The following is a 14,480-nucleotide window of genomic DNA, read 5'->3' on the forward strand; positions in this document are numbered from 1 at the left end:
CATTGCCAGCCATAGGTGTCCACCTCCACGTAGGTGGACACCTATGCTCCTCGCTCATGCCGCCAGCCGATAGACGTCGAAGATGGACCGCTTACTGTCGACCGGAGCACCATATCGCGCGGCGCCAGAGAAATTGGTAGTGGCCTCCCTCGCTGAGCGCCCCAGCGGACTCCGCGTCAGTGTCCGACAACGCAGACGGCTACGATTTCGTATCCGGAGTCGGCGTGCTCGTTTGCCGCTTTTTCCGCTTCCTCATACGAAAGAAAGGACGTGGCATTTTCGATCGCCGATGCCATGCCGATGTCCCCGTCCTCGGCGGTGCAGAGGAACTGCTCACCGGTCTTCACCACGTAGACGGACATCATGTCACCCTCCATGGTTTGCATGGGTAGCTTCCAGTCTGGCAGGCGGGAAGGGTTGCGGGCGGTTCGCTGAGTCTTTCCCGTAACGCCTCCCCGAAGGCACTCCCGCCTCGATTGTCCGAGCGTCATTGCGCGATTCAGTACGCAACCCGGCAGTCAAATTTCGCTGATCCAGTTCCGGACGATTCAGCATTCCAATGTCGCGAGCGCTTCTGGCAGCAGACGTTCGCGATGCGGGGCTAACATCGGTTAGTCACCGAACTTGATTTCGTACGATCACCATCGGCCGCGGTCCCAAGCGGCATGGCCGCCGGACTACGATGCTAATCCGAAACCACGGATCACCGGCGCTTGGTCTGACGCTCGATAAAAAGGGGGCGGCCCACTACAGGGCCGGGTGGTATACTGCTTGCGTCGGTTCTAGGCTTCTCTCATGCCCGTCGTCCCTCGGAGTTCGCGTTCCACGGGCGGCACTTGATTCCCGTCTACTGCTGGTCAGCTCTCTCCTCGTTCCAGAGGAAGCGATATTCCCTCTCCGGACGCCGATTCCGCTAGCTGCGCCGCTGCGATAGTTGCTCCCTCCCGAGCTCTGCGGCGCGCTGCGTCGCCATTTCGTTTGCGGCAATCGCCCATTTGCCACACGCTGGGCGGTCCCCGGCTACCTCTCGTCATGGCTCACACCTTTGGACTACATCATGAGCGAGTACGTCAGAACTTACAGAGGGTTGGAGATCTATCCCCTCGTCTATTCCCACATTCCCCGGGAGGCCGTTGGGTCATTCGACTATGATGCCGGCTTTGACGCTGCCGTCAGGATATGCCGCCGAGGCACCGACGACACACTGACGGCCAGCCGCGTATTTCGGATCCCACATCGTGCGCCGTTTGGCGATGCGGGCGAGGCGCGCAGGGCATCCAACGACTATGCGGAGCGCCTGATTGATGGCGAGGTTGACGGGCAGTCTATGCGTGATCTATGAGCGAACGGCGATACGGTCCAATGCGCGAGGAAACGTGAATGCAGCATCTATGCTAGGCGAGAAGAACTATGAGGTCGTCGCCTCGTCCCGCCGGACGATAAATGGCGCCGTTCCGACCTTGAAGGTGACCCGCCTTTACGACAAGCGGGTCATCTATCCGTTTTGCGGTTGCCCGGACATGCCTCTATTCGACGATCCACAGAGCGCGAAGAATTTTGCCGAGGTGTACGGCTGGCAACTCGTGAAGGGCGATATTGCGGTTCCAGAGTGATCTGAGGGACCACCGTCGAGAGCCGCCGATTACGCCTTTCGGGTTGCATCGAGATAAGGCCAAACGGGCAGGAAAATTTCATGGATTCTCACTGCTGCTAACGGCTATCCGATTGCATACGTTCCGCAGGATACGATGGTGACGAGCCCGAGCGGTTTTTTCTTCCCGAGAGAGGCGACTATTCTTCGTGACGAGCCAGCACGTCCTCATTGACGAGCTGAGCGGCCATTACCCTAACCGCATCGAAATCGGACCGCACGTCGATCCGGCGAACCTCGGTGCTTCCACGTTGATTTCAGTTCCGCTTTATGTCGACCGGCAGGGCAACCGCGCGGCAGGCACGCGACCTAATTGCGAGCGCCTCGGCGTATTTTTGAGTCAACCCATCCCTGCCGAAAGGGGCGTTACGTCGTACACTGTCAAATTCGACATAAAAGGAGGCCATCGTGAGCAAAGCCCATGACGCCAAGAAGACGGAAAAGAAAGTCGCCACGAGAACGCCGAAGGAAAAGAAGGACGCGAAGAAGCTGAAGAAGGAGGCTTCGAAGCGTCAGTGATCTTGCAGTGCCACGAGCGCTGCTAAATAGCCGCGGCACACGGTGGCACGATCGAGGTGAGATCGGACGAACAAGAGATGTCTTCATAGTGCGCCTGCCGCGGCAGCAGTTACCCGGCGAGCGCTCAACCAAGGAAAAAATTGACTACCGTAATTCTGAAACCCGACGAACCCGTGGAAGTTGCAATACGCCGTTTCCGTCGCGCGATCGAGCGCACCGGCTTGATTCCGGAGCTTCGTGCCCGGACAGCCTACGAAAAACCTACCGCAGAACGCAAGCGCAAAAAAGCTGCTGCAGCGGCACGCCTGCGCAAGCAGATCAAACGGTCGTTGCCGCCGAAAAAGCGGTACTGACCGGGAACTGGCGGGCAGCTATGCTGAAGCGGCCGTCTAGTGCCCAGCCAGGTGTCCCGCGTAACCTCCGCATGGGGAACCGGCTCTGATCTGGACCCAGTGGCCGGTTGAATCCGCCTTCGCATACCGGCCACTTGATCTTCTGCGATCGATAGACAGCTTCGGGTCGGGTGCTGCCCGCCGGGCTCGTCGACGCAGCCGGCAACAATGAAGCCGCCTCGATGCTCAAGCGTGCCGTCGACAACCTGGCCGCGTACTTCGGGCGATTTGCCCCGCAAATACTCACCGCAAATTATGGCACGGAGATCTGGACGCTCTTCGAAGGAGGCCGGCTGCATGGCGATGCCGAACTGACCGTCCGCATCGAGGTCGACACGCAACCTGTAGACCTCGATGGCGTGCTGCAGGAACTCGAAGAGACACGTTTTGAGGAGGACGCGCGAGTGCGGCGACAGCAGGAACTGAGCGCAGGCCGGTAACCGTGCTCAATGTCCCCCGAAGATCGTCCGAATGTGAAGGTCTTCGAGGATGTCGCCGCTCGGCCACAAACGGTCGTTCGACACCGATGCCCAAATCGTCGACAATCGGACTCACCAAAACCGACGACACTTCGAAGTGCAACAAATCAACACCGAGTTTGGCCTACTTAGCGTTGTTGACGAGCCCACGTACTCGTTTAAGTCACAAGACAATGCGCGTTCGTATGAGATTGAGGTACTGCTCACGCCAGACACCCCAATATCTGTCCATGGGATAGCCCTGAACGGTAGCGGGATAATGGTCGTTGGCGCGGGTGGAGGCTGCTCATCAGTGCATGGTCATTCTGCGCTAGTGCTCGACGACAAGCTTTATCTTGCGGTCGGCGATCACGTGGCCTGCCTCGCGTTTACGCTGCCGCATCGGCTGGTATGGTCAACCCAAGTAGATATGGCCACGTGCTTCGGTATCCACTGGGAACATGGTCGGGGTGCTCTCATTTCACATGGGGAACTTGAGATTTCTCGCCTGTCACTAGAGGGACAACTCATGTGGCAGGCATCTGGCGCGGACGTATTCTCGGAAGCCTTTCGCTTGCTGCCAGACCACATCGAAGCCGTGGATTTCAATCGAACTGTGTATCGGCTTGATTACGCGACAGGCGAAGCACGAGATAGCTAGCAGTTCTCCTTCACGCTGAACGACCGCTTTCGGAGAAATCGAACGTCCCTTTTGGGTTGCGGATTCAACCGGTCGATGCAACAGTTTGATGAAATCGCTCAGCTGGTGTGTCGAAGTTTAGTGTTTTCCGAGGGCGTTCATTGAGCCGCCTTGCTACTGCATTAAGCCGGGCCTGTGAGTAGACGGAGAGATCGGTACCTTTCGGGAAGTACTGCCTCAGCAATCCATTCGTGTTTTCGTTCGAGCCGCGTTGCCATGGATGCTGCCGATCGCAGAAGTAAACTGCGATGTCAGTAGCCACCGTGAAGCGCTTGTGCCCAGCCATCTCTTTGCCCCGATCCCAGGTCAGTGATCTGTACATGTTTACGCCGACCGAAAATTCAGCCACATCCGATGATGGCTACGTCCTACGCAGCTTCGCACGCCATGTCCACGCTGCCGGCCATCGCGGCGCCTTGACGGTGGAAATCATGGCCGCCTGGGCCCGAAGCGACCGCCACGAGAGCAATCTCGCGGACCTGGGCGCGACGGCTGAAGAGGCTGCGCACGTTCCTGCGCTGGCTGCAGCGGTTCGAGCCGCGCGAGTATGGAGCAGCCCAGCCTCCTCAAGAAGCGCGTCTCACCGCACATCTTGAGACATACGACCGCGATGCACCTGTTGCAGGCGGGCGTTCCGTTCAACGTGATCGCCTTGTGGCTCTGTCACGAGAGCCCGATGACAACCCATCGCTACGTCGAAGCTGACCTCGCGATGAAGGAGAGAGCACTCGGTCGGCTCGAGGCGCCCGATGCCAGGATTCGCCGGTATCAAGCACCGGACGCTTTGATTCGATTCCTGCGGACGCTGTAACTATGCGTAGGTTTCGCCAGCTCCTACCGCACCCCTTAAGGGGCTGGCCGCGCTCGCGATGACCATCTGCGCATAGTTGCGACCTGAGCATAGGGGTCGACTACGGAAACTCGCCCGTCAACGGGAGCCGCAGAGTTCACCAGCGCCCGATGAACTTCCGGGTCCGGCCACTACCGGTATTCGACGACATCCCCAAGATCGTCGACGATCCGCAAAAATCCAGGGCATTGCCCAACTCCGCCGCCCTGGCGGCAGACTCAGAACGTGGACCGCGCATTCAACCAACCGCTCACACGCCCGCGGATGCTTCTAACTCCGCAAGACGCTGGCGTAGCAAGCGATCCTGTTGGAAACGGGCGGTTTCGTCGCGGATCACGGCGACGATGCCGTTGAGTTCATTTTGCGGCGAATGCAGCAATGCAACTGTAAATGCGATCGACATTGACCGTCCGTCTTTATGCACGGAGGGGACACGCAACACATCATTGCCGTAACGGGTTTCGCCCGTGGCCATGGTCTTGTGATAGCCGTCCCAATGGCGGCCGCGCAAGCGTTCTGGAATGATCAGGTCCAGCGACTTGCCGAGCGCCTCGCTTTGCGTAAAGCCAAACATGCGTTCGGCCGCGGGGTTCCAGAACGTGATGCCGCCGCCGGCATCGGAGATGATGATCGCGTCGCCGATTGCGTTGGCAAGTTGCTGAAAGTCGATGGCAGTTTGCACGGCGCCCCTCCAAAGAAAAAACGTGGATTTGAATCGAATGCGGCACCGTCAGAGGCGCCGCATCCGCACATCAGAGCCAGAATCCCGGCCTGCGTGACGCCGCTAAACTGCTTTGACTTCGCGTAGATTGAAGATCTCCTGCTTGCTGTAGCCAAGGCCGGCCAGCACTTCGTCCGTATGCTCACCGAGCAGCGGCGACGCAGTGACCTCCGGCTTCATGTCCGAGAATTTGATCGGGCTGCCGACGGTCAGATACGAGCCACGTTTCTTGTGCGGTACTTCGACGATCGTCCCGCTCGCGCGCAATGAAGGATCGTTGGCCAGTTCCTTCATCGTCAGCACTGGCGCACACGGAATGTCGAACTTACGCAAGATGTCGACCGCTTCGAATTTGGTCTTGTCGGCGAGCCAGGCCTCGATGGTTTTAAAGATCTCAAAGATATGCGGTTGACGCGCTTCAGCGGTTTTATAGGCTGGGTCATCGATCCACTCGGGCTTGCCGAGTGCTTTGCAGATCGGCTCCCATGCATGACCCTGGATCGTGAAATAGATGTAGGCATTCGAATCCGTTTCCCAGCCCTTGCATTTGAGCACCCAACCCGGCTGCCCACCGCCGCCCGCATTGCCGCCACGCGGCACCACATCGCCGAATTCGCCGTGCGGATACTGCGGATATTCCTCGAGATATCCCACTCGCTCCAGCCTCTGCTGATCGCGAAGCTTGACGCGGCACAGGTTCAGCACGCTGTCCTGCATCGACACAGCGACCTTCTGGCCCTTGCCGGTTTTGTCGCGCCCCAGCAGTGCAGTCAGAATGCCGATCGCCAGATGCATGCCTGTGTTGCTGTCGCCGAGCGCCGCGGCACTGATGGTCGGCGGACCGTCCCAGAAGCCGGTGGTGGAGGCCGCTCCGCCCGCGCATTGCGCAACGTTTTCGTAGACCTTCAGGTCGTCGTAGTGGTGACCGTCGCTGAAACCCTTCACTGAGGCCACGATCATCTTGGGGTTGAGTTCGTTCAGACGTTCCCAGGAAAAACCCATCCGGTCCAATGCGCCCGGTCCGAAATTTTCGACCAGAACATCGGATTCGCGGATCAGTTTTTCGAGCACTTCCTTGCCTTCCGGCTTCTTCGTGTCGAGCGTCAGCGACTTCTTGTTGCTGTTAAGCATCGTGAAGTACAGCGCGTCGGCATCCGGGATGTCGCGCAACTGGTTGCGCGTGACATCGCCAGAACCTGGCCTTTCGACCTTGATCACGTCAGCACCGAACCAGGCGAGCAACTGGGTGCACGCGGGACCGGCCTGAACATGCGTGAAGTCGATGATCTTGATGCCTTCGAGAGGTTTGGTCATGTTGGTATCTCCTTGGTTAATCCGATTACTTTTTCATTGCCGCGCTTTGCGGATTCAGATTGGTCAGGCGGCCGCTCTCTGTGCCGGCTGCTTCATCGATAACGGCATTGATCAGGCTCGGTTTGCCGGATGCGATTGCCTCGAGTAGTGCCTTCGTCAGTTCTTCCGGGGTGCTCGCGTGGTAGCCGATGCCGCCGAATGCCTCGATCATCCTGTCGTAGCGCGCACCCTTCACGAACACCGTAGGCGCGACGTCCTTGCCGCCCGTCGGGTTCACGTCGGTGCCGCGATATACGCCGTTGTTGTTGAATACGACCGTGCAAACCGGCAAGTCGTAACGGCAGATCGTTTCGAGTTCCATACCGCTGAATCCGAAGGCGCTGTCGCCTTCGATCGCGACCACCGGTTTGCCGGTCGTTACCGCCGCGCCGATCGCGAAACCCATACCGATACCCATGATTCCCCACGTGCCCGAATCGAAGCGTTTACGCGGCTCGGCCATGTCGATAATGCTGCGCGCGTAGTCGAGCGTGTTGGCACCTTCGTTGACGACGTTGATGTCCGGGCGCGTCTTCAGCACGTCACGGATCGCACGCAAAGCACTGTGGAAATTCATCGGAGACGGGTTCTTGTCGAGCGTAGCGGCCATCTTCGCGAGATTTCTGTTCTTGCGCTCGGCGATCGCACCGGTCCATTCGACACCTGGTTTTGCGAAATTCGCATCGAGGCCGGCGCGAAGTGCCGCCACGCACGAACCGATATCGCCGATCACCGGCGCGGCAATCGCGACATTGCTGTCGATTTCGGTTGGCGAGATATCGACCTGCACGAACTTCTTCGGCGCCGCGCCCCACGCGTTACCCTTGCCATGCGACAGCAGCCAGTTCAGACGCGCTCCGATCAGCAAGACAACATCGGCTTCCTGCAGCACGAACGAGCGCGCTGCCGATGCGGATTGCTCGTGCGTGTCGGGCAACAAGCCCTTGGCCATCGACATCGGCAGATACGGAATGCCGCTTTGTTCGACGAAAGCGCGGATTTCCGCGTCAGCTTGGGCATACGCCGCCCCCTTGCCGAGCAGGATCAGCGGACGTTTTGCGCTTTTCAGCACGTCGATCGCACGCTTGACCGATTCCGGCGCCGGCAACTGACGCGGCGCGGCGTCGACCACTTTCACCAGCGACTGCTGCGCCTTGACGGTGTCTAGCGTTTGAGCGAGCAGCTTGGCCGGTAAGTCCAGATAGACGCCACCCGGCCGGCCAGACACCGCTGCACGGATCGCCCGCGCCACGCCGATGCCGATGTCTTCTGCATGCAGCACGCGATATGCGGCCTTGGCGTAAGGCCTGGCCGCGTTCAACTGATCCATTTCCTCGTAATCTCCCTGCTGCAGATCGACGATTTCGCGTTCGCTCGAACCGCTGATCAGGATCATCGGAAAACAGTTCGTGGTTGCGTTGGCGAGGGCGGTCAAACCGTTGAGAAAGCCCGGCGCCGACACGGTCAGGCAAATGCCCGGCTTCTGCGTGATGTAGCCGGAAATCGCCGCCGCGTTGCCTGCGTGCTGTTCATGACGGAAGCCGATGAAACGCATCCCTTCCGCTTGTGCAAGCCGAGCCAGGTCGGTGATGGGAATACCGACCAGTCCGAAGATGGTGTTGATGTCGTTCAGTTTCAGCGCGTCGATGACGAGATGGAATCCATCGGTCGTTTCGCTTGCCTGTTGTTGTGACGTAGCGTCTGTTGTGGGCTGGTCGGCTTCTGCCATGACATCTCTCCTGGGTAGCGGGGCGTGATGAGTTGGATCGTGAGCGGCGTGCTCACGGGGTCATTCATTCAGACGAGCCGCCGGACGACGGTTGCAGCCGTGCCTCGGCGACGGCCACTCCGGCCGGCGCGCCTGAGTTTTCGATCCAGCGCTTTCTCATGGGGGCGAGAATGAATTTCGCGGATACGGCGGCCGCGATCGATATCACGGCCGCTGAGATAAACACGGTGCTCCATCCACCGTTCGCGGATAGCACCGATGCAACCGGCACCAGCATCGAAGCAGTCCCTTTCGCGGTGTAGAGCGTCCCCGCATTCGCTGCGGCGTATTTGCTGCCGAACGTGTCCGCACAGGTCGCCGGGAAGATCGAGAAGATTTCGCCCCAGCAAAGGAATACGGCGGCGGCGAAGAACATGAACGCGTACGGGTTATGGCCGAACTGCATCAGACCGAGCAGTGCGACGCCTTCGCCGAGAAAGATCATGAACATGGTGTTTTCACGGCCAATGCGGTCCGATAGAAAGCCGCACAGAGGGCGAGTGAAACCGTTGCACAGATTGTCGATGGACAGCGTCATCGTGAGAAGCGGTAGCGTGATACCCAGCAGGCTGACTGGCATTCTGGCGAAGCCGTATTCCTTGGCGATCGGTCCGAGCTGAGCGGTTGCAATGATGCCGCCGGCCGCGACGAATACGAACATCAGATAGAGCACCCAGAACAGCGGCGAACGGATCATTTCGCGGGACGTGTAGTCGATCTTGCTCGCGACAATACGTTTAGGCGCGACCGCGTAGGCAGGCGGTTTAGGCCGTACGAGCATGGTGGCGAGCAGCAGGATGCAGACGCCTTGGAAAATGCCGAAGAACATGAATGTATGCTCGTAGCCCGAACGCTGGATCATGTTGGCAATCGGAATCACCGTGACCGCTGCGCCGGCGCCGAAGCCTGCCGCCGTCAACCCGGCTGCGAGACCGCGCTTGTCCGGAAACCATTTGAGTGCCATCCCGACGCAGGTGCCATACACACAGCCCGCGCCGATACCGGCGATGACTGCCGCGATGTAGAGTTCGGTGAGACTGCTTGCATGAGCATTGATCATCCAGCCGATCGCCGCGCAGAGCGCGCCGCCGGTCACCACCGGGCGCGGTCCGAACTTGTCGACGAGCCAGCCTTCTACGGGAACGAGCCAGGTTTCGGTGACGATGAAGATGGTGAATGCGGTCTGGATTCCCGCCTGGCCCCAGTGGTGAGCGTTATCCATCGGGACGACGAACAGCGTCCACGCGTATTGCAGGTTCGCGACCAGCCCCATGCATAAGATGCCGATCGTGAGTTGAATCCACCGGTGATGCCAGAACGCTGGACGACCGCTCGCCGATCCGTTGGAATGTCCCATGTCTTTCGTCTCCTGTATTTTCCGTCGCACTCGAGCGGCGCGTTGGACTTACGTGATCGAATCGCTTCGTCGCTGCTATGTCTGCGAGCAAAGAGGCGCCAATGGTCGGCCAGAGAAAAGCGCACTAACGAAAGTTCTTACTCGTTGAACGCACAACAGTGGGGGTGAAAGCTATTGGCGTGCAGCGGGTGTGAGGGGATGCTGCGCGAAAATGACGATAAGCGAAAGTTAAAACATTTTATGATTTGCATTAAGCATCCCTAATACAAGGGGCCGACGCATCCGACGAAGAACTTGTGCGCCCGTGTTGTCGCGGCCTTGGATATCGTCATATCTATCGTGATGCTGGACCGGTGCGCGGTGCGACACGAGGGCGAGTGTCTTTCGCATCGTGACTGCGATACACGAAATTACATGTATAAGTGAAAACCTACCATTTCTCGAAAAAACTTTAATTATTGTTTATCTATCCGATCTTCTATTCTCGGTCATGCCATTTGCCGGAAGGAGACGACCATGAACCCCTCTCAATTCGATGCCCGAGACAGCGCGCATGATGCGGAAGTCGAGGCGCAACTTTGCGCCTATAACGCCGCTTTCGAAGAACTCGGCCTGCGCTTCCGTTGGGATGAGCGCACGCTGACGTCGCTGGCCCCAATTCACGGCGAACAGGAACAGATTGCCGCGTACATTGAAGCGCATCATGCGCACTTGCTGAAAGCGTATAGCGCTGAGTTTTTGAGTCGGGCTATTCTCGACAGGAAAAAAGCCCGCTATCCGTCGCGCTTACAGAGGCGCGTCGATAGTGTGCCGAATCCGAGCCACGTGATGCATCAACCACAGATGAACCGCCGGTCCGAGCGCACGTCGTACGAGACAGAGTTGCCAGCGCTGGCTGGCGTGTAGATCGCGCGCTACCTGCACGGCGCTATGGTTTGCATGGCGTGGCCACCATCGGCTTTCTGCAAGTGCCGTGAAACAGATCATGCAAACGAAATCGACGGTGATACTGCTGGCCCTTGAATCGAAGGCTCTCGCAGACAGTTTGATTACCCGACAAAGCACTGATAAGCCTTCCGGATGAACTGCTGTGGAGCGGAAGGAGCGCGAATCGCTTCCTAAGTTAGCCGCGTTTGTTGAACGGCCGTTTTTGGTAAAACTGACGGGCCGTTTACAGGGTCGCGAGCAGTCCCATGGCTGCGCGGCGAAGTCCGGGCCGCATATGCCGATTGCATGAGGCAGTGACCGGCCACATCGAGACAGTCGCGCCGAATCGATGCTTGTCTTTTCTGAGCCACGCTTCGGTCACTCGACACAGCAGTGTGGACTCGTAAGGCGGGGCTTTGGATTGTGCTCGGCAGCATCCCTACGTCAGTCTGGAGGCATGAGCCGCTCCTAGGGTCTGTTTACATATGGAACGCACGTGCGTTGCCGCGAGAAGGGCCGCTCGCAAGGAGCATGACGCAGCGAGCGGCCCTTCTCGCGGCAACCCCAGTTCTGAATTTCATTCCAGGGGAATGCCCGCTATCGGCCGCATGGCGGCGTCGTGCGTCGCTCACGTGGCGCGGCCACGCTGCGCTCCTTACTCCTTGCCCTGCGCCCCGAAGGAAGTCCCCTTGGGGGACGGCCGATAGCGGGCATTCGCACGTGCGTTCCATATGTAAACAGGCCCTAGCACCTCCGCAATGGCACAAGAAGCTGCGGTAGCCCGCATAAGGCGGTCGAAGTCTACGGTGATCCTTCTGTTTTCTGTGTCTATAGAGTTCGCCGTTCGGCGTTGTCCCTGTCACGAATCTAACCGGTTTGGGGCTCAACCACCACGTTGCTTTTTCTGGCGCTGCCCACTGATAAAACAGGAGCTGCCGAGGACCGTCGTCAGCCGAATGCTCGGCTTGTTGCGACAGGACGCGCCCGGGCATGTGGCGGGGCGCGTCCTCCAATGAGCACGCTCCGAGCACTACACTCGTGCGGGAGATATCGCGCTGCAAGTACAACAGTCTCGACCATGAACTACATCGTCTAAGATGTTGGTGTAGTGCTCGTAGCTTGTCACAGCTTTGATGTGGCCATGGACAGGTTAAAGGAACTCCATGCGGGAAGAATTCAAAGAGCGACGCGAGACGCTGTCCGGACGCGAGCGGGACATTCATTGGCTCGTCGACCGGGCCCACGGGCCGGGCTTGACAGTGCTTTCACAATGGGACCGTTGAAGGACCACAACCGCCAAATCGCGGAGCACTCACGTTTGTGGCTGGTGGCGACCACCGATGATCAACTCGTCGCTGTACAAAGCCGCTTGGCTGCGGCCTGGAGCCCCAAGCCCGAGGATGCGAAACCCTGACGAAGTCGGCGGGAATCGCGCGGCCGGCAGTGGCCGAATCATGAGGGCCCAGGCGTTAGCGAGACAACAACCTTGCTGTAGGAAGACCCATGAAGAAAGGAAAGACAAAACTTACCCGCCATGATGCTGAGCGCCTTTTCGAGGGATTGCCCGGCGGCAACGTGAGAGTATCGGGCCGGCCCGAGAACCCATTCGAAGCAGGAGCATTCGACGTGGTCGAGCGCGTCGACGACGAAACCAAACTCTGGAAAGACAACCTCATTACGCTTCCGATGGCGATCGTGTTGCCTGTTGGCTACGAGTCGGTGTCTCGCATGCGCGAGGCGATGGTCCGGGCATGGCGCGTGAAGTGGGTGAGGGAAGGTAAAAACGAGGTTGTCACCGAGTTTCCCGAAGGATGGACAGCCGTTCGCCCGGAAAGCGGCCCCATAGAGCTGAGAGATCCGTCTGGCGTGGTCCGCGCCTTATACGGTTGGGCTGCGGATGCTGAACTCAAAATTCTGCCGCGGTATCTTATTGAGTCACAAGCGAACAGTTCAAGCGGACTATCCAGCCTGCTTGTCCGTGATCGCGGGAACGGTCAAATTCTTGAGCGGTCATCGATCTGGTCCGCTCAGACCGGTACCAATCATCCAGATTGGACCAGGCTGTCAGCGTGGCTCAACTTACGCTATCCGCAACATCGCGACCCGCTGCGGTACTGGAACGATTGCGAGGAAAACATCCAGAATTGAGCCGCTTTGGCGGCGCTGTTCCCGAGGCAAACTACTGCACCCGGCTTGACGGAGGCGAAAGCAGGGCTCACCGCTTGATTGCGGCTTCCGCGATCGGCCATCATCGGACGCTCGCGCGCGTGTTCAGGCAGACATTCGAACGTCGGCTCCTCCCCCAAGAAGCTGCCGTTGAGATGCCGTCGCGTGACGCAGCGGAGCCCGGCTCGTGCAGGCCGCGGGTTCTCAGCAGCGCCTACTGGGCCAGTTGCCAGCGCAGGATCGGATGGGTCGCGCCGGCCGGCATGACCCACACGCCTGTCGGGCTGAAGTCCCAGGACACGTCGAAGCTCGACGGATTGCTCATTTGGGCAGTAGTAAGACCGTTTGATGCAGGCAGTTGAGAGACGTCTCCAGTGCTCGCCGTTTGTGTTGTCGTCTCTTTGTCCCAGTAGACGTTGCTTGCAAGTGTGCCGCCGGCACCATACGCAACGATTCCGCCGAAAATGGGGTGGAAAAACGGACCTTGATAGGAACGTGTTGGCACGTCACCGGATGCAAATGACTGCTCGATCAACCCGCTATTCGCAAAAGCCAGGCCGCCGGCCGCCGAGAGCCCGAGAACGTAACCCGTAGCGTACGATTGAGACACCGTGCCACTGTTGACGCCGACGAGCCCACCTGGCGAGCCGAACGTCTGCGTGACGACCTGGCCGGTCGCGAACGACTGAACGATCCGTCCGAGATTGGCGCCCACGAGCCCTCCCGCGTCACCGGCGTCGCCTACGGTAGCGCTGCTCCAGGAGCGCTCGATCAGACCGTCGTTGGTGCCCACCAGGCCGCCGATCGGCGCGTTCCCATAGTGAGTGGCGCCCCGGTAGCCGGACGTATATGCGTATGTAATCAGGCCCCGGTTGCGCCCCGCCAGAATGCCGAAAGTGATAACAATCGGCACGTTGTCGAGGATGTCGTCTTGTCCCTCATAGAATGCGGTGTTCGTGATGCCGACGTTGCGCACCACGCCCGCAGTCCCGATCTCGCCAAAGAGGCCAATCGCTTTGGTACCTGAGGGCGAGTAAATCTCATTCTGGCTGAACTGGTCGATGACATGCCCCATCCCATCGAACTGACCAGTGAACGGGGTGGCCGCGCTGCCCAGCGGGATGAAGTCCACTCCGCTGGAGTGGGTGGAAGTAAGGATCGTCGCACTCGCATCGATATCCTTGCCGAGCGCGTAATTGCCGGCGAGGTCGAGCGATATGTTCTGCAGATCGGTCAGCGAATTGACGAGCTTGTAGGCGGTGATTTGCGTGACCAGCCCGCTGTAGACCGGGGCGGTCCACGAAGCGTTGCCGAGCAGCGTGCCGGGGCTGTAGCGGCCGTTCATGTCGTAGAGAAGGCTCACGATGCCGGCGCTCTTCGACCAGTCGACGGTGCCAAGGTTGGAGACGCTGCCACCGTTATCGACGCCCGTAGCGTCGGCGCGCAAGGTCAGATTGCCCGCGCCGTCGTTCGCGATCGTCGTGCCGCTCGTGACGGAGACATTGCGATATGCCGCAAGCGTGAGCGAAGCCGGGCCCTGCCAGCGCAGGATCGAAGCGACGCCCAGGTCGCCCGTTGCACCGTTGCCACCCGTGGTCGTGACATCGACCGAGGTGCC

General features: G+C 59.3%; 12 protein-coding genes and 3 pseudogenes. 8 read left to right on the forward strand and 7 right to left on the reverse strand.

What is annotated here, in order from left to right:
- Positions 1-176: 176 nt before the first annotated feature.
- Positions 177-365: a hypothetical protein gene (locus HDG33_RS35840; protein ID WP_184040874.1), complete on the reverse strand. Its 189-nt coding sequence runs from the start codon at positions 363-365 to the stop codon at positions 177-179.
- 692 nt (positions 366-1,057) lie between these two features.
- On the opposite strand from HDG33_RS35840, the gene HDG33_RS35845 reads away from it, so the two are divergent.
- From HDG33_RS35845 to HDG33_RS35865, 5 genes and pseudogenes are all read left to right on the forward strand, one after another.
- Complete coding sequence (locus tag HDG33_RS35845) at positions 1,058-1,342, forward strand: hypothetical protein (RefSeq protein WP_184040898.1); 285 nt, start codon at positions 1,058-1,060, stop codon at positions 1,340-1,342.
- Between the two features lie 49 nt (positions 1,343-1,391).
- Positions 1,392-1,613 carry a DUF6723 family protein gene (locus tag HDG33_RS35850; RefSeq protein WP_184040877.1) on the forward strand — a complete coding sequence of 74 codons (222 nt, stop codon included), beginning with the start codon at positions 1,392-1,394 and terminating at the stop codon, positions 1,611-1,613.
- 697 nt (positions 1,614-2,310) lie between these two features.
- A complete protein-coding gene (rpsU, locus tag HDG33_RS35855) occupies positions 2,311-2,523 on the forward strand; it encodes a 30S ribosomal protein S21 (RefSeq protein WP_090812766.1) in 213 nt (70 codons plus the stop codon).
- 188 nt (positions 2,524-2,711) lie between these two features.
- Positions 2,712-3,002 (forward strand): annotated as a pseudogene (locus tag HDG33_RS35860) (serine protein kinase RIO); the annotation flags it as partial.
- A gap of 49 nt (positions 3,003-3,051) precedes the next feature.
- Positions 3,052-3,681: a hypothetical protein gene (locus HDG33_RS35865; protein WP_221311646.1), complete on the forward strand. Its 630-nt coding sequence runs from the start codon at positions 3,052-3,054 to the stop codon at positions 3,679-3,681.
- A gap of 64 nt (positions 3,682-3,745) precedes the next feature.
- Here the strand turns inward: HDG33_RS35865 and HDG33_RS35870 are convergent.
- Positions 3,746-4,042, reverse strand: a pseudogene (locus HDG33_RS35870) (IS30 family transposase); the annotation flags it as partial.
- A gap of 225 nt (positions 4,043-4,267) precedes the next feature.
- Between HDG33_RS35870 and HDG33_RS35875 the strand changes: the two are divergent.
- Positions 4,268-4,531, forward strand: a complete 264-nt coding sequence (locus HDG33_RS35875; RefSeq protein WP_184040880.1) for a tyrosine-type recombinase/integrase — start codon at positions 4,268-4,270, stop codon at positions 4,529-4,531.
- 289 nt (positions 4,532-4,820) lie between these two features.
- On the opposite strand, the gene HDG33_RS35880 is transcribed toward HDG33_RS35875, so the two are convergent.
- From HDG33_RS35880 to oxlT, 4 genes are all read right to left on the reverse strand, one after another.
- A complete protein-coding gene (locus HDG33_RS35880; RefSeq protein WP_184040883.1) occupies positions 4,821-5,252 on the reverse strand; it encodes a PAS domain-containing protein in 432 nt (143 codons plus the stop codon).
- Between the two features lie 102 nt (positions 5,253-5,354).
- Positions 5,355-6,605 (reverse strand): formyl-CoA transferase, encoded by a 1,251-nt coding sequence (frc, locus tag HDG33_RS35885; RefSeq protein WP_184040886.1) that lies wholly within the window; start codon positions 6,603-6,605, stop codon positions 5,355-5,357.
- Positions 6,606-6,630: 25 nt separating this feature from the next.
- Positions 6,631-8,373 carry an oxalyl-CoA decarboxylase gene (oxc, locus tag HDG33_RS35890; protein ID WP_184040889.1) on the reverse strand — a complete coding sequence of 581 codons (1,743 nt, stop codon included), beginning with the start codon at positions 8,371-8,373 and terminating at the stop codon, positions 6,631-6,633.
- Between the two features lie 64 nt (positions 8,374-8,437).
- Positions 8,438-9,769 carry an oxalate/formate MFS antiporter gene (gene oxlT / locus HDG33_RS35895; protein WP_184040892.1) on the reverse strand — a complete coding sequence of 444 codons (1,332 nt, stop codon included), beginning with the start codon at positions 9,767-9,769 and terminating at the stop codon, positions 8,438-8,440.
- Between the two features lie 516 nt (positions 9,770-10,285).
- On the opposite strand from oxlT, the gene HDG33_RS35900 reads away from it, so the two are divergent.
- Both HDG33_RS35900 and HDG33_RS35905 read left to right on the forward strand, forming a co-directional pair.
- A complete protein-coding gene (locus tag HDG33_RS35900) occupies positions 10,286-10,675 on the forward strand; it encodes a hypothetical protein (RefSeq protein WP_184040894.1) in 390 nt (129 codons plus the stop codon).
- A gap of 1,524 nt (positions 10,676-12,199) precedes the next feature.
- The gene (locus HDG33_RS35905; RefSeq protein ID WP_184040896.1) at positions 12,200-12,844 is read left to right on the forward strand and encodes a hypothetical protein; all 645 of its coding nucleotides are present in this window, start codon (positions 12,200-12,202) and stop codon (positions 12,842-12,844) included.
- A gap of 232 nt (positions 12,845-13,076) precedes the next feature.
- On the opposite strand, the pseudogene HDG33_RS35910 reads toward HDG33_RS35905, so the two are convergent.
- Positions 13,077-14,480 (reverse strand): annotated as a pseudogene (locus HDG33_RS35910) (filamentous hemagglutinin); the annotation flags it as partial.

Origin of the sequence: Paraburkholderia sp. Cpub6, from assembly GCF_014201065.1 — a bacterium.
Taxonomy (GTDB): domain Bacteria; phylum Pseudomonadota; class Gammaproteobacteria; order Burkholderiales; family Burkholderiaceae; genus Paraburkholderia; species Paraburkholderia tuberum.